Origin of the sequence: Pandoraea bronchicola (assembly GCF_902459805.1) — a bacterium.
GTDB lineage: Bacteria > Pseudomonadota > Gammaproteobacteria > Burkholderiales > Burkholderiaceae > Pandoraea > Pandoraea bronchicola.
Map to the genome: position 1 here is coordinate 416,187 of NZ_CABPST010000001.1, position 19,537 is coordinate 435,723.

The 19,537-nt window shown below is 64.4% G+C and carries 18 protein-coding genes and 1 pseudogene; 6 read left to right on the forward strand and 13 right to left on the reverse strand.

Annotated elements, in window-relative coordinates; all coding sequences use genetic code 11:
- Positions 1 to 244: 244 nt before the first annotated feature.
- Genes PBR20603_RS01880 through PBR20603_RS01900 form a run of 5 tightly spaced genes read right to left on the reverse strand, consistent with a single transcriptional unit; the run spans position 245 to position 5,307 of the window.
- Positions 245 to 1,417: a VanZ family protein gene (locus PBR20603_RS01880; protein WP_150557841.1), complete on the reverse strand. Its 1,173-nt coding sequence runs from the start codon at positions 1,415 to 1,417 to the stop codon at positions 245 to 247.
- Between the two features lie 12 nt (positions 1,418 to 1,429).
- Complete coding sequence (locus tag PBR20603_RS01885; RefSeq protein WP_174977745.1) at positions 1,430 to 2,260, reverse strand: ABC-type transport auxiliary lipoprotein family protein; 831 nt, start codon at positions 2,258 to 2,260, stop codon at positions 1,430 to 1,432.
- Positions 2,261 to 2,292: 32 nt separating this feature from the next.
- A complete protein-coding gene (locus PBR20603_RS01890) occupies positions 2,293 to 3,252 on the reverse strand; it encodes an MlaD family protein (RefSeq protein WP_150557843.1) in 960 nt (319 codons plus the stop codon).
- On the reverse strand, positions 3,242 to 4,186 hold the full coding sequence (locus tag PBR20603_RS01895; protein WP_150557844.1) for an ABC transporter ATP-binding protein: 945 nt from the start codon (positions 4,184 to 4,186) through the stop codon (positions 3,242 to 3,244). The genes PBR20603_RS01890 and PBR20603_RS01895 overlap by 11 nt, the downstream gene beginning before the upstream one ends.
- Positions 4,186 to 5,307, reverse strand: coding sequence for an MlaE family ABC transporter permease (locus PBR20603_RS01900; protein WP_150557845.1), 1,122 nt, complete (start codon positions 5,305 to 5,307; stop codon positions 4,186 to 4,188). Before PBR20603_RS01900 ends, PBR20603_RS01895 begins: the two co-directional genes overlap by 1 nt.
- Before the next feature lie 204 nt (positions 5,308 to 5,511).
- Between PBR20603_RS01900 and PBR20603_RS01905 the strand changes: the two genes are divergently transcribed.
- From PBR20603_RS01905 to PBR20603_RS01915, 3 genes and pseudogenes are all read left to right on the forward strand, one after another.
- Positions 5,512 to 6,516, forward strand: coding sequence for a biotin--[acetyl-CoA-carboxylase] ligase (locus tag PBR20603_RS01905; RefSeq protein ID WP_174977746.1), 1,005 nt, complete (start codon positions 5,512 to 5,514; stop codon positions 6,514 to 6,516).
- Positions 6,513 to 7,508, forward strand: a pseudogene (locus PBR20603_RS01910) (type III pantothenate kinase); the annotation flags it as partial. The gene PBR20603_RS01905 and the pseudogene PBR20603_RS01910, both read left to right, overlap by 4 nt.
- Positions 7,509 to 7,590: 82 nt before the next feature.
- Positions 7,591 to 8,547, forward strand: a complete 957-nt coding sequence (locus PBR20603_RS01915; protein ID WP_150557848.1) for an SPOR domain-containing protein — start codon at positions 7,591 to 7,593, stop codon at positions 8,545 to 8,547.
- Positions 8,548 to 8,620: 73 nt separating this feature from the next.
- Here PBR20603_RS01915 and PBR20603_RS01920 read toward each other — a convergent pair whose 3' ends face one another.
- The 3 genes from PBR20603_RS01920 to PBR20603_RS01930 form a co-directional block, all read right to left on the reverse strand.
- Positions 8,621 to 9,628, reverse strand: coding sequence for an asparaginase (locus PBR20603_RS01920; RefSeq protein WP_150557849.1), 1,008 nt, complete (start codon positions 9,626 to 9,628; stop codon positions 8,621 to 8,623).
- Entirely contained in the window at positions 9,625 to 10,128 is a 504-nt protein-coding gene (rfaE2, locus tag PBR20603_RS01925; protein ID WP_150557850.1) for a D-glycero-beta-D-manno-heptose 1-phosphate adenylyltransferase, read from the reverse strand. Before rfaE2 ends, PBR20603_RS01920 begins: the two co-directional genes overlap by 4 nt.
- A 104-nt stretch (positions 10,129 to 10,232) precedes the next feature.
- Positions 10,233 to 11,099 carry a ferritin family protein gene (locus PBR20603_RS01930; RefSeq protein ID WP_174977773.1) on the reverse strand — a complete coding sequence of 289 codons (867 nt, stop codon included), beginning with the start codon at positions 11,097 to 11,099 and terminating at the stop codon, positions 10,233 to 10,235.
- A 712-nt stretch (positions 11,100 to 11,811) separates the two neighbouring features.
- Here PBR20603_RS01930 and PBR20603_RS01935 point away from each other — a divergent pair.
- The 3 genes from PBR20603_RS01935 (at position 11,812) to PBR20603_RS01945 (ending at position 13,696) form a co-directional block, all read left to right on the forward strand.
- Positions 11,812 to 12,372 carry a chalcone isomerase family protein gene (locus PBR20603_RS01935; RefSeq protein WP_150557852.1) on the forward strand — a complete coding sequence of 187 codons (561 nt, stop codon included), beginning with the start codon at positions 11,812 to 11,814 and terminating at the stop codon, positions 12,370 to 12,372.
- 186 nt (positions 12,373 to 12,558) lie between these two features.
- Positions 12,559 to 12,996, forward strand: coding sequence for a nuclear transport factor 2 family protein (locus PBR20603_RS01940; protein ID WP_174977747.1), 438 nt, complete (start codon positions 12,559 to 12,561; stop codon positions 12,994 to 12,996).
- Positions 12,997 to 13,108: 112 nt separating this feature from the next.
- A complete protein-coding gene (locus PBR20603_RS01945) occupies positions 13,109 to 13,696 on the forward strand; it encodes a LysE family translocator (RefSeq protein WP_150557854.1) in 588 nt (195 codons plus the stop codon).
- A 78-nt stretch (positions 13,697 to 13,774) separates the two neighbouring features.
- Here PBR20603_RS01945 and PBR20603_RS01950 read toward each other — a convergent pair whose 3' ends face one another.
- The 5 genes from PBR20603_RS01950 to PBR20603_RS01970 form a co-directional block, all read right to left on the reverse strand.
- Positions 13,775 to 14,617, reverse strand: a complete 843-nt coding sequence (locus tag PBR20603_RS01950; RefSeq protein WP_150557855.1) for an AraC family transcriptional regulator — start codon at positions 14,615 to 14,617, stop codon at positions 13,775 to 13,777.
- 29 nt (positions 14,618 to 14,646) lie between these two features.
- A complete protein-coding gene (locus PBR20603_RS01955; RefSeq protein ID WP_150557856.1) occupies positions 14,647 to 15,936 on the reverse strand; it encodes a patatin-like phospholipase family protein in 1,290 nt (429 codons plus the stop codon).
- A 137-nt stretch (positions 15,937 to 16,073) separates the two neighbouring features.
- Positions 16,074 to 17,027: a PhaM family polyhydroxyalkanoate granule multifunctional regulatory protein gene (locus PBR20603_RS01960; protein ID WP_150557857.1), complete on the reverse strand. Its 954-nt coding sequence runs from the start codon at positions 17,025 to 17,027 to the stop codon at positions 16,074 to 16,076.
- A 140-nt stretch (positions 17,028 to 17,167) separates the two neighbouring features.
- Entirely contained in the window at positions 17,168 to 17,989 is an 822-nt protein-coding gene (locus tag PBR20603_RS01965; protein WP_150557858.1) for an enoyl-CoA hydratase/isomerase family protein, read from the reverse strand.
- A 160-nt stretch (positions 17,990 to 18,149) separates the two neighbouring features.
- Positions 18,150 to 19,301: an ABC transporter substrate-binding protein gene (locus tag PBR20603_RS01970; RefSeq protein ID WP_150557859.1), complete on the reverse strand. Its 1,152-nt coding sequence runs from the start codon at positions 19,299 to 19,301 to the stop codon at positions 18,150 to 18,152.
- Positions 19,302 to 19,537: the final 236 nt, after the last annotated feature.

Sequence of the window (19,537 nt, forward strand, 5' to 3'; positions counted from 1 at the left end):
TCGCTGCCGTGTCCTGTGCGCAAACATCAATCCCCATGTACTCATCGCCACCTCACCAATGAAAAACCGCCCGGGATCTGCCAGAAGCCGCCGGGCGGTCGTGACACACTGAGTGCCAGCGTGCCTTACATGGGAGTTTAGGATTCGCGGCCCCGTTCACCAATGGGCTGGCGGCCAATACGCTATTGCCGATTTGGAAACAATCTGCCGTCGCATTTTGCCGCCCGACCAGGCAGGGCGGGGCTCAGCGCTGATTACCGACGCTTCGGGCGGGGCCGCGATGACTGGGATCGAACATCGCGAGCAGGTAGATCAGCACGAGATACGGCCACGTCCACGCGAGCCAGCGTGCCAACACGTTGAAGTGGACATAGCGGCCTTGCCGCCACGATTGCAGCGCCGCCTCATAGTACGGATTCGCGGGCAGCAGATTGACAAAGACCAACAGCACGACGAGCGCCGCCAACGCGACCGCGCCGCGCAGTGCGCGCGGCCCGCGTCCGGCCACGAGCAACACGAGTGCGCCGACGATCACGCCATAGATCGCCCCGGCCGTCACCCAGTCGAACGCCTGTGCCGGCGAGAACTGCCACGCCGACGCAACGGCCTTGATCGCGAACGCGCTCACGAACATCGCGCACAGCAGCGGCACGCGCGGCGCCGAGCGGCGGATCGCGAGCGTGGCGAGCAATCCGGCCAGAATGGTCCCGCTGGCGGTCACTACCGTCTCCCACAAGGCGTGACTGGCCACGGCATCGAGTTCGGAGAGATAGTCCTGCAACTGACCGAGTCGCGGCACCCAGTCGATGACGAGATCGGTCACATCCGGGTCCTGCCAGAGCCATATCTGGCGCACGAGGTCGCCGTCTCCGAAGAGAAACTGTTGCGGATAGGCCTGCGCCCACGGCCATAGCGCCAACAGTACGAGCAGCAAACTCGCGTGCCGCTCAAACCATGCGAAGCGCAAATGCCGCAGCCATCCGCGATCGAGCAGCGGACTCGTGAGCGGCACCGCAATCGCACCACCGATGAGTGCGCCGAGGGCGTTCGTCGCGAGATCGACGTTCGACGCCACACGCGTCTGCAGGTATGTCTGCAAGGCCTCCATGCCGCACGAGAGCCATGCGCCGAGCAAGAATGCCGCGAGTACCGCGCGCGTGCCGCGCCACGCGGGGTGCAGCGCCAGCACAGTCAGTATGCCCAGGGGGATATAGCCCAGCACATTGGTCACGACGTCGAAGATCGTCATCCAGCGCGGAAGCGGTGCGAACAGATAGTCGAACGGCCCCACGGCGGCGCGCTGGAATTCGAACGGGTACAGGCTCGCGTAGGCGATCAGCAAAATCAGGCAAATCAGCGCCTGACGCGCGAGCGGAGAGGCACGTCGTTGCCAGGGTTTGTCATCCTGCTCAGGCATCGGGGCTGCACTCTATCGCGCGGGTGCAGACGCACCCGATGCCGGCGACCCAGCGGGCAAGGCCCGTGACTGTTCGCCCGCGCGTGTCGTGGCCGGCGGTGCCGGCACGCGGCCGGCGAGCCACTGGATCAGTTGCCTTTGTACCGCATCGGTGGCGGCGGCAAGCGCTCTTGTGCCGCCTGCGGCGTCGGCACTCGGCGCAGGCGCCTGCGCACGCAGCGTCGTCTGCGCGAGCAGCTTCGGCCCGTCGAACAGCGTGGCGCGCACCTGCACAACACCGTGACTCGACGACGTGCTGTCGAAGTACTGCGCAAACTCCTCGAGTTCCACGCGCATCGCGGGTGCAGCGGTCGGGTCGCCTGCCGACAGTACAGGCCGGTCGACCGACAGGGCCGCGCGCAGACGATCCCCGAAGAGCCGGGCGGGCGACGCGAGCCATCGGCTGTTCGCATACACGCGGGCCTGATCGCCGTCGCTTGCAGGCAGGCGGTAATAGATCACGTCGGCGTCGAGCCAGCTCGGCGCACTGATCACCACTTTGAGTGGCGGCATGCGCGGCGCCCCGGCGGCGGTCACATCCCATGCGGGCGCGCCTGCGTTGGCTGCATTGGCCGTGTTCGCCACGTTGGCGGCGGCCGAAGCCGCAGGCACCATCGGCGGACCGAGATCGAAACGCGTCAGCGAGTCCGACGGCGTCGTCGCGGCACATCCGGCCATCAGCGCGGCCGTCCCGGCATAGAGCAGCCAAGTGGTCAGCGCGCGCAGCCGGCGCGGGCTACGGCGGCCAAGCCGCGTCGCAGTCGTTGCCTCGTTGGTCTGGATCGCGCCGGTAGGCTCAGTCATCTCGATATCCCCTTGCATGACGGTGTTGCGCATCATTGACCTGCCCTGCCGGGCCACGAAAAACCGGTTTCACCCGGACCGGGTGGCGGCGGCGACGTACCGAAGAGCAGCGCGCGCGGATTGCGATTGATTGTCTCGGCGGCTTGGCCGACGGCCTGCGTCGTAGAGCGAAGATCGTCCGAGAGCGTGTTCAGACGCGGCAGCGCCTCCTGTTGCAGTGAGCCTTCGAATGTATGCATCGTTGCCTGGAATGCCGCCAGGCTCGATGTCGCCTGATCGGCCGCGCGACCCACGCTATCCAGATTGCGAATCAGCGGCCCCTGCGGATCGGCCAGTTGATTTGTCAGACGATGTGTACCGGCGAGCGTGCCGTTCAGTTCGCGCACGGTGTCGGGCAGTTGCTGGGTCACAGGTTCGAGTTGCTGCGCCACGCGATTCACGCTTTGCGCCGCAGTCTTCACACTGTTGATCGAGTCCAGTATGGCCTGCCGGTTGTCGGGCGAGAGCAGCTTGTTGACGGACGACGTCGCCTCCTCCAACTGATGCACGAGATTGTTACCGCGCCGCTGCAGTTCGTCGACGAAGCTCGGGCGCAGCCGCAATTGCGCGACATGCGCCGCCGACGACGGCAGCAACGTGCGGTCACGCCCATCGTCGTCCAGTTGCACGAAGGCCAGCCCCGTCACCCCTTGATAGCTCAGCGTGGCGAACGTCGACTTGGTCATCGGCGTGCCTTCGTTCACGAGAATGCGAATCAGAATCTGGCCCGGCGTGCGTGGATCGAACCTGATCGAGTCCACCTTACCCACGCCCAGCCCGCGATACCGTACGGCGGATTCTGGATTCAGGCCGGTCACGTTGGTACGCGAGACCAGATCGTAGGGCACGCGAACGCGATTGTCCCGGTTGAACCAGTACACCGAAGCGGCAACGGCGGCGAGCAACGCCAGCGTGAAGAGGCCCGCCATGAATGCGTGCGATTTATTTTCCATCGTCGAGTAACTCCGAAATCTTGGCGCGCCGCGCTGCGGGCAAGGCCAGCAACGCGCGTCTGCCGCGCTCACCGAGGAAGAAGCTGTGGATGAACGGGTGATCGACACACACCACGTCTTCCACCGGCGCGTTGACGAGCACCTTACGGTCGGCCAGCACGGCCACACGCGTGGCCAGCATCATCACCGTATCCAGATCGTGCGTGACCATCACGACGGTCAGGCCGAGCGAGCGATGCAGGCCGCGGATCATGTCCACGAATTCGTCTGACGCCTGCGGATCGAGGCCGGCCGTAGGCTCATCGAGAAAGAGCAGTTCCGGCTCCAGTGCGATGGCCCGCGCGATCCCCACGCGCTTGATCATCCCGCCGGACAACTCGGACGGCATGCGATTCGCCATGCGCCCCGACAGTCCCACCATCTCCAGCTTGTACATCACGACATCGCGAATCAGATCTTCCGAGAGCGTGTGCAGTTCACGCAGCGGCTGTGCAATATTGTCGAACACCGTCATCGCGGAGAATAGCGCGCCACGCTGAAACAGCATGCCTGAGCGGCGCCGCAGCAGGTGCGCGGTGCGCCGGTCGATCATCGTGATGTCGTGACCGAAGATGCTGATGTGGCCGCTCGTCGGGGACTCCAGTCCGATGACCTGCCGGATGAGTGTCGTCTTGCCCGACCCAGATCCGCCGACGAGCGCGATGATCTCGCTTTGCCGCACGGTGAGATCCAGATGCTCGTGAATTGTGTGCGTGCCGTACCGTTTGGTCAGATCGCGCACTTCGATCACCGGCTCGGCTTCACCGGGCAGCGTCGACGACACTGGCGGGCAGTTGGCAATGGCACCGGCCCGCACGTCACCGCCGGGCGCCAGCGGGGTCGCTTCGGTATCTGGCGTGGAGGACGGCAGATCTGGGACAGTGGATTCGTGCATCAGCCGATCCCCACGTTACGGAACAGAATCGCGAAAACGGCGTCGGCGAGGATCACGACGGTGATCGATGTCACCACCGACTGCGTCGTGCCTTCTCCAAGACTCTGCGTATTGGGCTTGACGCGCATGCCGAAGTGACAGGCCACGAGGGCAATCAACATGCCGAAGACGACACCTTTGCCCAGACCGATCCACAGGTTGGCGATGTTCACCGCGTTAGGCAGCGTTGTGAAGAAGTAGTGCAGTCCGATGCCCAGTTCGTATTTCGCGGCGAGCGCGCCGCCGAGCAAGGCAACGATGTTCGTCCACATGACCAGCAGCGGCATGGCAATCGCCAGGGCAATGACCTTCGGAAGTACAAGCCGGAGTCCGTGTGGAATGTCCATCACGCGCATCGCGTCCAGCTCTTCGGTCACGCGCATCACGCCCAACTGGGCGGTGATCGCCGACCCCGAACGTCCCGCCACGAGAATCGCGGAAAGCACCGGTCCGAGTTCCCGGATCACCGAGAGACCGAGGATGTTCACGATGAATGTGCTCGCCCCGTACAGCTTCAGTTGCTGGGCAGATAGATAGGACAGCACGATGCCGATCAGGAACGCTACCAGCGCCGTGATGCCGAGCGCCTTGGTTCCCGCGCTATAGATATTGGCCGACATCTCCAACCATGGCGCCCGCACCGGATGGCGAATGACACGGCCGAGGTCGATCACGAAGCGACCGAACATCGTGATGCCGTCGCGCAAATGCTCCCCCAACGAGAACAGCGAGTACCCCAGCCGACTGACCGGATCGACGCGGCGCGTGGGCACCGGACTTTGCCGCGTGCGGTCGAATTCGGCAAGGTGATCGAACAGCGCACGTTGTGTCGGCGTCAGCGCAATGCGCTCCGGGTACCGACGTTGCCAGTAACGCCACAAAGCCTGCGCGCCAACGTGATCGAGCCGTTCGACACAGGTCAGATCCCACGCCAGCTCCCCGCGAGGCAGGGCGCGCACGAGACGCAGCAGCATTTTCTTGCGCTGCGAAAGCGCCAGCGCTGTCCATAGGCCGCGCAGCATGACCACCGGGCCTTGCGACGAGGGGGTCAGCTCCAGAGTGGGCACGGCATCGAGGTTCAAAACAGACGATCTCCTGGCAAAAAACCGCCGGAATCCGGCAAAACGGGGTCATTGTACGGTACAGGCGGGACCCAGCGATGGCAACCCGCCAAGGGCTGAAAACGCGCCGGAATCGGCTGACTTGCGCCTCGGATGATGCCGAAAAACAAGGATCGACGCAGCGCAGACCGGCGCGGCACCGGCCTCGCCGCTACAATAGCAGCCATGAATAACGCCGCATCTTCCTCGCTGAACACCGTCCTCGCCGCCTCGGCTGCGGGTTGCCCCGAACACCCGTGCGGCGGGGCTGGCGAGCCGTCGCGCGACACTGCGGCGCGCTCACTCGATGGCGACCGAATTCGCTTGCATCTGGCTGCGGCTTGCCGTCACTGGCAGATCGAAGTCGTCGACGCCACTGGCTCCACGAATCTCGACCTTCTCGCACGGCTTCGTGAAGATGCCTCGTGCGCGCCTGTGGTGCGCGCCGCGATGCAGCAGACGGCCGGACGCGGACAACGCGGCCGGGCCTGGCAAAGCGTGCCGGGCGACAGTCTCACGTTCTCGCTGGCGTACGTGCTGCCGGGCGGACCGGCCGAGTTGGCCGGACTGTCGCTTGCCACGGGTGTCGCTGTCGTGGAAGGGCTATCGGATCTGCCGCTGTCGGCACCGCATGCGCTTGGCCTCAAGTGGCCGAACGACGTGCTGCTGCGTGGCGGCAAGCTCGCGGGCATTCTGATCGAGACCGTCCCGGCCGGGCCGGGACGGATCGGTGTCGTGATCGGCATCGGTGTCAATCTTCGGCAGGCCGGGGATGTCGCAACGCGCATCGACAACGCAGCCGCTGCCAGCGCGCCCGCCGACACCGGCGTTGCAACGTCCGTCATCCCTGCCACACCGCCCGCCGCGCTCGAATCGGTACTCCCGGCACCGGATATGTCGTCGGTGCTCATTGCCTTGGTGCAGCGTCTTGCCGCCATGCTGGACCGTTTTGCCGAACATCGCTTCAGCGCATTCCGCGACGACTGGGAGGCCATGCACGCCTACGGCGGGGCATCGATTCGTGTCATCGAGCACGGCCGGGACTTGCTGCATGGCGTGGCGCTCGGCGTCGACTCGCAAGGCTGCCTGCGGGTCGCCACTGACGAAGGCGAGCGCGTTGTCGCCAGCGGCGAAGTCTCCGTGCGATTGCTCGATACGTCCGCGCCGGGCGCACAAGGAGTCCGCCGATGACCGTCTCCCGACGCACGCCCCCATCCCTAACGACAGGTACGGCAAAGGCGGCAGCCATCACCCCCGACACCCACGTCGCGAACGACATCGGGGGCGCAAGCGGTGCAGAACACGCGCCATGGCTTCTCGTAGACGCCGGGAACAGCCGGATCAAATGGGCACTGGCGCCAGCCGTGCGACCGGCCGAATGGCGTGCCGCGTCGCCGTCGTTTCTGGCCAGCGGTGCCGTGGACCATGCCGAATGGCGCACGCTCGCAACCCAAATCCGTGCGGGCTGGGCAGCGCTGGCCTCCGGGCGGGGCGGCGACGCCCACTTCCCCCCGAATACGGCCCCGCTCGCGATCGGTCAGGGCGGACAGGACGAAGGCTTCATTTGCCCGGTACCTGCCGGCGTCTGGCTGGCGAATGTCGCTGGCGACGCGGCGGAGCAAGCCGTTCGCATGACGCTGCAAACGCTATGGGGCATGGCCTCGGCCGATTGGCTGCAGGTCTTGCGTGCCAGCGAGTCACGCGCAGGCGTGCGCAACGGTTATCACACGCCCGCTCAACTCGGCAGCGATCGTTGGGCGAGCCTGATCGGTGCGCATGCCGCATGGCCCGGCGAACACCTGCTGATTGTGACGTTGGGCACGGCCACGACCGTTGAAGCCTTGCGTGCCGACGGCGACTATCTCGGCGGATTGATCGCGCCAGGTCCCGCGCTGATGCTTCAGTCTCTCGCACAAGGCACGGCCCAGTTGCCGACGCTCGACGCCACCATGCCATCCGGCGGGCAGGCATTTGCCCGCAGCACGGCCGACGCCATTCTGCGCGGCTGCGCCGCAGCGCAGGCCGGTCTCGTCGAGCGCAGTCACGCGCAACTGCAGGCGCAACTCGGCGCGCCGGTACGTTGCGTGCTCTCGGGCGGTGCCCGGCGCACACTTGCGCAAACCCTCACCCTGCCCTTTACGGAACACGATCAATTGGTGCCGGCAGGGTTGTACGAGGTTGCATTGCGGGCGGTTGGCGCGGATGCGACAGCGGCCGGGGCAACGCGCTCTATCAAGACAGATCCATCGGCATCCGCGCCGCGCGATGCCGGACGTGCTCCGGGAGGTGCCTGAGATGTTGCGTGCGCTGCTGCTTGTCATGTTCCTGGCGGCCAACGCTGCGCTCGCTGCGGTGCAGCTCGGCTGGCTGAAATGGCGTGACGTAATGCCCGCCACCGGCCGCGAACCCGCACGCGTCGAAAAGCAACTCGAGCCCGAAAACATCCGCCTCACGGGGGTTGAGGTCAGCGGACAAGCGTCGGCCGCGACAGCGGTGAGCCGTGACGCCGCGCCGGGTGGGGCGAGCGGTGGGAGCGGTGGGAGCGGTGTTGGCAACACCGGCGCCCACGACGACGGGCAGCGTGTCACAGGTGGCCAACAAGCCTCGGCGGCGGCCGCGTTGGCGGCGACGACAGCGGCCACGACTGCGGCCACGAATCAGGCCGTTGCCGCGAAAGCGCCGAGTGCGGTCTCGAGCGACGCGTCGGCATCGCAAACGGCGGCCGCCGCTGCCGCGCCCATCTGCCTCGACATCGGTCCGTTCGCGTCCAACGACGCACAGCAGGCGCGAGGCTTGTTGCTCGCGGCGCTGCCAGCCGGACAAGGTGACATTCAGTCCGTAGCGCTCGACAAGCGATATTGGGTACATCTCGGCCCGGTGCCCAACAAGGCAGCCGCCGACAAGCAAGTGGCACAACTGCGCTCGGCAGGCGTCACGGAGTACTTCCTGCTCAACGACGACGGTTCGAATCTCGTTGTCTCGCTAGGACTCTTCAACGACCGGGAACGTGCGGTGCGGCTGATGGCCGCGGCACAAAAGAAAGGCATCACGCCGCAATTGAGCGAGAGGCCGAATGTGAAGAGCCGGATCGTCTACCGCATCGCCGGGATCAACGCGAATGCCGCAGCGCAGGTGCGTGGCGTGGTGACACAACAATGGTCGGCACAGTTGGTGCGCACCTGCCCCTCACCGGCCGGCAGCCCGCCAGAAGGCACTCACTGATCGCGATGCGCGCGGCGGGTCAGGGGCCGCGCCAACCGGGCGGCCCGGGTGGGCCGCGTTCAGCAACGCAGGCTTACCCGACGCGCTTCAATTCGACAACAGGACGCACAACCCCGGTGCGAGTGCCGCGCGCGTTCTTGATGACCGGCGACACCCACGGTGCCAAGCCTGTCGTCTCAGGCGACTCGACCAGGCCGAGCGCCTTGAGTACTGCAACCGCTGCCGTATAGAGCGCTCGCATATTGCCGTCAACGACCTTGATCGCAATGCCGAGTCCTGCGGAGCGCACACCGATCGTCTGGACACCGTCTGCACCGATCTTCGCCACCCAATCGCCAGGCGCCATGCGCATGAAGGCCAGATCGTTGCGCGCCGTGCCCGACACCATCTCCGGCTGCTGCGTCATGGCCGCGAAAAGGGTCGATAGTGCGGCATCGTCGCTTGCGGCCAACCGGGCATAAGCGGCAGCCAGCTTGTCGAGCGGCAACGCATAGTTCGGCGCAGAGCATCCGTCGATGCCCAGCGGCAGGGTATCGCCCTTCACACCAACGACATCGCCGACGCGGGCGCGAATCGCCTGCTGCAGCGGATGCGCCGGGTTCAGATAGGTGTCGAGCGGCAAACCGTGTTGCGCACAATACGCGAGAAAGCCCGCGTGTTTGCCTGAACAGTTGTGATGCAGCGGTGTCGGCGTCAGATCGGCCGGCGCACGCTTTCCCGTCGCAGAGTAAAACGTCGGCGTGTGGCAACCGCATTGCAAATGATGCTCGTCACAACCCGCCTTGTTCAGCAGGCTTTTCACGCCTTCGACATGGAAGGTCTCGCCGGAGTGGCTCGCGCAAAGCAACGCAAGCTCCGGTTGCGTCAAACCGAAATGCCCGACACCATCGCCCTCGACGAATGGCAGCGCCTGAAACGGCTTGAGCGTGGAGCGTGAAAAGGTGAGGAACGACGGATCGCCTGCGGCATATCGCAACCGCCCTTGCGCGTCGACAACCGCCACGCAACCGTAATGCACGCATTCGACCGTGTCGACGCCATCGGCGCCGCGAGTGACCTCAACGAGCGGCGCAAGACTCATGATTGCGCCCGCACTTTCTTGAGCAAGGACGTGGTCGAGCGCTGGTGCTCGAATGGAATGGCCACGGCCTCGCCGCCCCAGCCGCGAACGAGCGCAGACTCCGGCAGCTTATCCATGTCGTAGTCGCCGCCTTTGACAAGAATGTCGGGACGTATGGCAGCGATCAGTGACTCGGGCGTCGTCTCGCCGAACGTCACGACATAGTCGACACTTTGCAACGCCGCGAGCAATGCCGCGCGGTCGTTTTCGTTGTTGATCGGACGGTCATCGCCCTTGCCTAGCGTACGTACCGACGCGTCGGTATTCACACCCACAATGAGGCACGCGCCCAACGCGCGTGCCTGCGCGAGATACGTCACATGCCCGCGATGCAGGATGTCGAATACACCATTGGTGAACACGAGCGGTCGCGGCAGCGTCGGCGCCAACGCCGCGAGCGCCTCGCGCGAGAGAATCTTGGCCTCGAAATCGGCCGCAGAAGTGGCTTGGGAAGATGACATGACAATCAATCGAAGTGGATTCGCTATTGTCCCACGCCGCGCACGAGGCAACAAAAAAGGGGCCGAAGCCCCTTTTTTGCTGATGTCGCAAATGCTGTCGCAGATTACGATGCGCTCGCCACGGCCGGCGCCGCCACCGCAGCCAGACGGCTGGTGATTTCCTTACGGTAGCGGTTCAGGTCCTGCGCCGTTGCAAACGTGTGCTCGAACAGCAGCGACATGTTGTGCAGAATACGCTCGACAACCTTCTTCTCCCAGCTATCGTCGAACTTGATCTGTTCGTCGAGCCAGTGCTCGAGCCATTCCGGCTCCGGCAGACGCGACTGCACCGTGTCGTTCGGGAACAAGTCCTTGTTCACGTGCAGGTTGGTCGGGTGCAGCGGCTTTTCGGTGCGACGCGCCGAGGCCATCAACACGCCGATCTTGGCGAACGCGGCACGCGCATTGTCGCCAAAGCTCGTCAGCGCCTTCTTCATGTAGCGCAGGTAAGCGCCGCCATGGCGGGCTTCGTCACGCGAAATGATTTCGTAGATGGCCTTGATGACCGGCTCGGTGTGCCACTCGGCAGCACGGCGATACCAGTGGTTCAGGCGGATTTCACCGCAGAAGTGCAGCATGAGCGTCTCGAGCGGCGGGGCCGGATCGAACGGGAAACGCACGGCATGCAGTTCAGCCTCGGTCGGTACGAGATCCGGGCGGAAGCGGCGCAGGTATTCCATGAGCACCAGCGAGTGCTTCTGCTCTTCGAAGAACCAGACGCTCATGAACGCGGAGAAATCGCTGTCGTCACGGTTGTCGCGCAGAAACATCTCGGTGGCCGGCAGTGCCGCCCATTCCGTGATGGCGTTCATCTTGATGGTGCGCGCCTGATCGTCGGTGAGTTGGCTGGCGTCAAACTTGTCCCACGGAATGTCCTTCTCCATGTTCCAACGCACTGCCTCCAGCGACTTGTACAGCTCGGGATACAGCATTTCGTTCATTTCAATTACCCCCAAGGTCGCGAGACCTTACACCAGGACTCAAGATAGTATTGTGAAAGTTTACGCCGAATTTCGACAGACAAAACGGTGAGCGTGTCGCGGGCGGCCCCCGCCGTCCGGCTTCACGTCTTGAACCCTGCCGTCGCAGAAGGACGGCGATTTAACGCCTGTAATCTGGCCGCACCTTGGCGATATGGCTTAGAGCGACCTTACTAAAATATGGGCAAACTCTTGAATCATAACATAAAAGCCTTTCAGAACCGGCTTCAACGACAGCCACATGACGGTAATGCGTCGTAATGTTGACACCCGTCAAAATGTCACGCAAAGCGCCTAAGCTCAAGGAGCGGCAAGCTTCCCGGCAGCCATTCGGCGATAGGGCGCTGCGCGCCGCTCGTCCCGCCAGCGGCAACGCCTTGACAAGGGCAATCACGGTAGCGCGTCAGGGTATGTCCTTGTGCCACGGGCCTGCGCGCGTCGCTTCCGATGGTCTACGCTGAAAGCAATCGTTCCGCATTTGCGGCCAAAGCCGGAAGCCATGACTGTCGGCGCGGCGTGTTGCCGATAGCAGCACGTTGCTTTGAGGATAGTTCTCAGTCGCAATTACGCAACAAATTGTACTGGCCGGTGCGCGGCAGAACGAGCCACGCGCCGCCAACGGGCCCTCCTACTCGACTGGATCCTTGACCGAAAGGAGCCGAGCATGGCAACTCGTCCCGCATTTTCCGCATGGCTGCGCACCGCCTGCTTTCTGGCGGCAGTGGCGACAGCCCCCGCTGCTTTGGCGTTCGACGCCGGGCAACTGGCCTCACAGGAGGTTCCGGCCGCGCATCTGATCGGCCACGGTTCCTTCACGCGCCTGGGCTTCCATCTCTATGACGCCGCCCTCTTTTCCGGCACCGACCGCGTCAGCACAAATTGGGGTACGCATCCGCTAGTACTTGATCTGCGTTACGCGCGGAGCTTCAAGTCCCATACGCTCGTGCAACGAAGTTTGATTGAAATGAACAAGCTGCAAGTGGCGACCGACGAGGAACGGCAACGCTGGGCGGACGAACTCGCGCGCATCCTGCCTGACGTATCGGCCGGACAGCATTTGACGGGCGTCTTCCGGCCCGGCGACGGCACGCGTTTCTTCTCGGATGGCAAGCTGATCGGCCAGATCGCGGGCGATGCCTTCGGCCGCGCCTTCTTTGCCATCTGGCTCGACCCGCGCACGAGTGCCCCGGACCTTCGCGCCGAGCTGATCAGCGACGCGCACTGAGTTCCCGCCCGGCGGATGCCACGGGTGTCTCATCGGCGCCACGCGCGCCGCGACATCCCGATGCGGGTGTAATTTATGGAATGCCAGTCCCGGCGCCGCACGCCCGGGACTGATGGGAGCGTCGCCACAACCGGCCACGGATTGTCCATCGAATCGCGCTGTTACAGCGCCCACGCGAGCGTGCCTATGGATATCGATCATGCTGCGGCGCTCACACGCCTGACGCGTTACTTCGAGACCCTCACCCGCCTGAGCGTCGGGAATCTGGGCGAGTTCTACACGCCCAACGTGTATCTCAAGACACCGCTGCATGAGGTCCGCAGCGCCGCCGAGATCGCCGCTATGCTCACCGACCTGTTCGAGCGCGTCGACGTGCCGCGCTTCGAGATCACCGCTACGCTGCTGCAACACAATCAGGCGATGCTCGTCTGGAATCTGCATTTCCACACCAAACGATGGCTCGACGACGAACAGGTCATCCACGGCGCCTCGCATCTGCGTCTGGCCGTAGACGGACGCGTCACCTACCAGCGCGACTATTGGGACGCGACGGAAGACGTCTACGTCAAGCTGCCCTTGGTTGGACGCGTATTGCGTTGGTTGCAGCAACGCTTGTTTCGCTGAGACACGCGCATCGGGCCAATTCTCAGAGGGCAGTTTTCTTCAATACGCCGCACGCGCGCCAGCCTACATTCGGAACCTCGTTTCACACGCTTGTTCAGCATTGAGGTTTCCGATGACACTTTTCTATTCGATGGCCGCCTTTGCGCTGGCCGCATCGATTACCCCCGGACCGGTCAACGTCGTGGCGCTGGGCTCCGGCGCACGCTACGGTCTCGTGCCAAGCCTGCGTCATGTCACGGGGGCGACGGTGGGCTTCGTGGTGCTGCTTATCGCGGTCGGCTTCGGCGTGTATGAGTTGCTGCAACGCATGCCTGTCCTGATGCACGCGATTCAATGGTTCGGCGTGGCGTTCCTGCTTTACATGGCGTACAAGCTGGCAATCGACAACGGCGAACTGGGCGAGGCCGACGCGCGGCGCGGCCCGACGATGTCGCACGGTGCCGTCATGCAGTGGCTCAACCCGAAGGCGTGGCTCGCGGCGCTGGCGGGAATGGGCGCCTATACGGCAGGCGACCCCGCGCGCATCTGGCAATTCGCCGCGATCTATTTCGTGGTCTGCTGGCTATCGGTCGGATGCTGGGCCGCCGCCGGTGCGATGCTGCGCCATCACATGCGTGACGCACGCCGGGTCCGGCATCTGAATCGGGTGATGGCAGCGCTGCTGGCGGGAAGCGCGGTGTATCTGGTCGCAGCGACGTAACGAGACGAAGCGACGTAACGAGCCGAATCACGCAGTCAAACGACGCGGGGAGAACATTCCCCATCGTGCTTTGCGACCTCAGGCCGCGCGCGATTCCCGATAGTGCCCGGGCGTCGCGGCCAGGAACTGCTTGAAGGTACGTTGGAAATGCGCCTGATCGGCGAAGCCCGCGTCGAGCGCCACTTCAGCGATGGCGTGCCCGCGACGCAATCGCCCGCGCGCATACTGAATTCGCTGATTCATGAGGAAGGCATGTGGCGTAAGTCCGTACTGCGCGCGAAAGGCCCTCGTCAGATATGACGCCGACAAGCCCGCGGCCTCGCAAATCTGCGCCAGCGTCAACGCTTCGCGGCAATGTGCGCGGATGAAGTCGGCAGCATCTCGCAGCTTGTGCGAGTCGTCACGCATCGGCTGTGGCGCGGGATTCAGACGTTCATGCGCATCGATAAAGAACTGCTGCACAACGCTCTCGCGCTCGAGCCGGTCGCGCGTCGCGTCGGTGCAGACGTCGTAGAGCCGGTTCAATCCCTCGTACAAGACCGGATCGGTCGACGACATCGGGTCGAACAGATGCAGATCGTCTCCGTGCCCAAATCCCAGTTCGCGCTGCAAATCGCGTAACCATGCCGTGTCGACGAACAACATGCGATAGGCCCACGCCTCGTCGCCGATGGGGTTGCAGGCATGTACTGCATCGGGGTTCATCACCACGACACTGCCGAGCCCCACCGTCTCTCGCGCCCGGCCGTTCAGATAGGTACTTCGTCCGCCCGTCACCGCGCCGATGGAAAACGTCTCATGGCTGTGCAGTGCATAGCACACGTGACGACCGTCGAGGACTTCGCGCGCTTCGAGAAACGGTAATGCCGGATCGCGCCAAAACGTCGACGGGTAGGGGCAGGCAACGGAGGATTTCGACATAAGGGTGTGATTGGGTGAAGACGGGGGACTCATGCCGCCGGCTTGCCGGTATCGGCTACAACGTCGGACCGGTCTGCGGAGAGCGGTGAGTTCGCCGACAGTTCGGCGCCGCCCACCGCGCCAGCTTCCACATGATCGAACGGACTGGTGCCGTCCGCTTCGGCTACGAGCCATGCGGCGATCGCGTCGCGTTGCGCGTAGGCGTCGGCCTCTCCCAGCGCGATGAGTTCCTGCGTGTACGCCGCCTCGAACAACAGATAGCTGGCGAACGCTGCGCCGCGTGCCTCGTCCGCACCAATCGCGCCGAGCATCGTGCGCACCGCACGGGGCAACTGTTGCAGGTGACGTGCCGCAATCGGTTCGATGCGTTGACTCGGGGAGATCACCAGCGTCTCGATGGGCCGCCATCCGCTCGACTCACGATGCGCTTCCGGCACATACCGCAGCACGTCATTGATGTGCTGCACACGCTCCAGATCGGCTGACAGCCCGTCGATGAACACGCTCGCGAGCGCTTGCCCGCCAATCTGCGCAAGACTCGGATACCCGGCGATGCGCTCGCCGCTACTGTCGAGTCCGTACTGCCCGTGCGACGCGCCAATAATCAGGATACGGGTGGCCCCCAGATGAATCGGCGGACTGAGCGGTGCAATCTGACGCATCGACCCGTCGCCGAAATACTCGGTCTGGCCGTCAAGATCGAGTTCGATGGCCGGAAAGAGAAACGGGATCGCGCTCGACGCCAGCAGGTGATCGACAGTCAACGGCACAGCACGCGCCAGACGCAACGAGCGCTTCCACGCCTGAATCGGCTCGGCGCTCTGATAGAACGTGACGTGCTTGCCCGACGAGTACGACAACGCCGTCACCGACAGCGCCTCGAGCGCACCCGACGCGAACACGTCGGGCAACCGCTCAAGACGAATCGCGCTGCGCAGCGTGCCGGCGAGCGGCGACCAGTCGAACAACGAGCGAGGAGAACGGCGCAGCGCCCAGCCAAGCGAGAGCGCCGCAAGCCAGCGCGCGCCAGTACCCGCCATGCCGAGCGTGTCGGCACGGAACACCTGACCGGCGTGGAACTGACGCCAAACGGCGTCGAGCTTGATAACGCCGTGCTGGAAATCTTCGGCATGCGAGGCAAGCGCCGCAGCGTTGATCGCACCTGCCGACGTGCCGCAGACAATCGGAAACGGAATCGCGCGCCGCGACGGCAGGACTTCGCGCTGAATCTCGGCAATCGCCGCGAGCACGCCCACCTGATACGCGGCACGTGCACCACCGCCCATCAGGACGAGACCGGTACGTTCGCCTGAAATCATGGGAGGCCTCCTCCTGCCTTTACTGTCGTTGCGCTCGATAGGCTCGTTATGCCCGTTATGCTCGTTATGCCCGCTCTCGCCAGCGTCGATGGTTTTAGCCGCATTTCACAGCGGCACGCGTCGCCGGCTCGCCGGCGTCACCACTTCCAGGTGGCTTGCTTGCCCGGGGCCTTGCCTGCGCCAGGGGTGGGCTTTTCGGCAGGCTTCTCGGCTGCCTGCGCCGGTGTCTTTGCGGATGTCTTCGCAGACGTCTTGGCCGCCGCCGATTTCGCTGGCGTCTTCTTGCTGGCCGGTGCGCGCTTGGCGGCGGTCTTGCCGGCCGTCTTCGTCGCGCCAGTTGCCCGCCTGGTGGCCGCGCCCGCCTTGCCCGGCGCTTTGTCAGACGCCTTCGCCGCACCCGATTCTGCCGGTTTGGCCTGCGGGGCGTGCGTCGCCTTGGCCGCCGCCTCGGACATTTGCGCCGCTGCCGCCTCCGTCATTTGCGCGGCCGACATACCCGCCGCCTGTGCGGCGGCGGCAATCTGGTCGAACTGCGCGCGCATGGCGTTGAACCACAACGACGGGTCCAGCGCGCCATACGCATTGCCCCCCGGCGGTGGCGTCTGGCCGGCGGCCGCTTGGGGTTCAGGCTCAGGTTCAGGTTCAGGCGCCGGAGCGGCGGCCTGCGATTCGACGTCCTGCGCCGGCTCTGCCGACGCAAACGGCGAACGCCAGAAGTTGGCCGCGCCCGCCTGTCCGAACGGCGGCGTGAACGCCCCGCCACTCTCCGGCGCACTCGCCGGCCCGGCATCGGCGCTGCTCGACGCCCCGAAGTTGCCGGTGCCGAAGGCGCGCAGCGTCGCGTAGGTCGCGCGTTGGACTTCGAAAGCCTGGATGGTCGAGCGCAGTACGTTCAGATTGAGCGTCAGCCATTGCTCCACCGCCCGCATCTCGGCGATGCGGTTCTCGATTTCGTCGGGATCGAGCAACGGCGCCGCGCTCTGCATCAACTGCGTAAGCGGCGAGGTGAATGTCGCGGGGGGGCTGAACGCTTCCCACATCTTCTTGAGAATGTCGAAGCCGTTGGGCATGGCGCTCGTCGAATCGCTCATTACAGTCTCCAGTCACGGTCGGGGACGGATGGCCAGCGGGCCGGTCCCGGCAAGCCAAGCGCATCATGCGCACTCATCAAACGCGAGGCCGCGCAGGCGTATGGATATCGATCATACGCCGAGCGTGCGCCAGTGGTGTGTCAGAGCGGCGCATCGCCGCCGTAGTCCGGCGCACGACGCTCGCGCAGCGACGCGATGCCTTCACGCACATCCGGCCCGGCAAACCCCATGAATTCGAGTGCAAGCGACGCGTCGAACGACGGCCCCGCGCTGCGCAGCCAGTTGTTGAGTGCGTACTTGGTCCAGCGAATGGCCGTGGTCGAGCCACGTGCGAGCTTGTCCGCCACTTCGAAGGCTTTGGGCAGCAGGTCCGCTTCGTCGACCGTGAGCGACACGAGGCCGATGCGCTCGGCCTCCTCACCGGACACCGGCTCGCACAGCAGCAGGTAGTACTTGGCCTTGGCCATACCGCACAGCAGCGGCCATACGATCGCCGCGTGATCTCCCGCCGCCACGCCCAATCGCGTGTGACCGTCGATGATGCGCGCATTCCTGGCAGCGATGGAGATGTCGGCAAGCAGGCCCGCCACGAGTCCGGCACCCACGGCCGGGCCGTGCATGGCAGAGACGATCGGCTTGCTGCAGTTGATCACGTTGTAGACGAGGTCGCGCGCTTCACGCCATACGCGCGCGCGCACCGCAAAATCGTCTGCCATGTCTTCCACGAGCGACAGATCGCCACCGCCGGAAAAGCCTTTGCCCTCGCCACGGATGACGACGGCGCGCGTCTCGGTGTCGCGATCGATATCGCGCCACACGTCCGCCAGTTCCCGATGCATCTGATGGTCGGCCGTCGACAAGCCGCTCTTGTTCGCCCCAGCGCCCATGATCAGTTCGAGCACGCCGTTGGGATGCCGCTTGAACTGCAGCGACTGGTAGTGTTGATACGGGTCTTGCGACATGGCTTACCGCTCCAAAAAAATATCCCCGCACAGGCGGGGATTGGGAAACGGCGGCACCGGCCGAAGCCAGCGCCGCCGACGGTCAACAGGGCGATGTGAGCGACGTCGAACGCTTCACATCCGTCATTTATCGGCAGTGTTCACCGCGTTCGCATCGCGCTCACGGCGCGAGCAGCCACTTGCCGTTCTCAATCTTGACCATCACGCGCGCACGCTGGTCGAGGCCAAGGTGATCGGTCGGGCTCATGTTGATCACACCGTTCGATACGTGGACTTCCTTGCTGGTCTCGAGCGCATCGCGCAGCGCCTTACGGAATTCCGGCGTGCCCGGCTTGGCCGTCTTCAGGGCAATCGGAATGGCGCGCTGGAGCAAAATACCGGCGTCCCACGCATACGAACCGAAGGCCGCCACCGTGCCGGCACCGTACTTGGCTTCGTACTTCTTGATGTAATCGAGCGCAACCGTCTTGGCCGGATGATCGTTCGACAACTGCGACGCCACGAGTACCGGGCTCGCCGGCAGGTACGTGTTGTTGCAGTCCTTGCCGCACACGCGCAGGAAGTCGTTATTACCCACACCGTGGTTGTGATACACGAGGCCCTTGTAGCCGCGCTCGGCCAGTGCCTTCGGCGGCAACGCGGCAGGCGTGCCGGCCGCCCCCACGACGACGGCGTCCGGGTTGGTCGCCATGATCTTCAGGATCTGGCCCGTCACGCTCGGGTCAGTGCGCGCAAAGCGCTCGTTGGCCACCATCTTGATCTTGTGCAGGCCAGCGAACTTGGCGACTTCCTCGTAGAAGGCCTCGCCCAGCGCATCGCCCTGACCAATGAACGCCATCGTCTTCACGCCATGGCGGCTCGCATGCTCGGCAATGGCCGAAGCCATCTGCGCGTCGGTCTGCGGAGTCTTGAACATCCAGTAGCGCTTGGCGTCGACCGGCTCAATGATGCGCGCCGACGAAGCCAACGAAATCGTCGGCGTAGTGCCGCTGGCGATGACGTCGAGCATCGCCAGCGTGTTCGGCGTGATCGACGAGCCAATGATGGCGTCGACGTGGTTCTCGGAGATAAGCTTTTTGGTGTTCTGAACCGCAGTCGTGGTATCCGATGCGTCGTCCAACACAATGTAGTCAACCTTCTGACCGCCAATTTCGGTCGGCAGCATGGTGATCGTGTTGCGCGCCGGAATGCCAAGCGAGGCGGCAGGGCCGGTGAGCGAGATGCTCACGCCAATCTTGACCTGAGCGGCAGCGCCACCAGCCAATGCCAGCAACATCGCACCCAGCAGGGCAGTGCGCACGGGGTTTCGCATGGAAAATCTCCTGGTCTTGCCCGCGCTGCATTTTTGTTTACGCGAATGCCCCGGAACGGACACCTCGCGCCGCGCCGGCGAAAGTTAGGGCCCGCCCGCTCACCCGATAGGGCAGCGAACCGACTCAAGGAGACAAAGAATAGCGGAGCCGGAATTGCCCGCCATATCCGGGTTCACCCTAGGGACGTTTGCCGATGCACCGCAAACCGCCTCGGGTCGCGACGCGCTATTGGGCT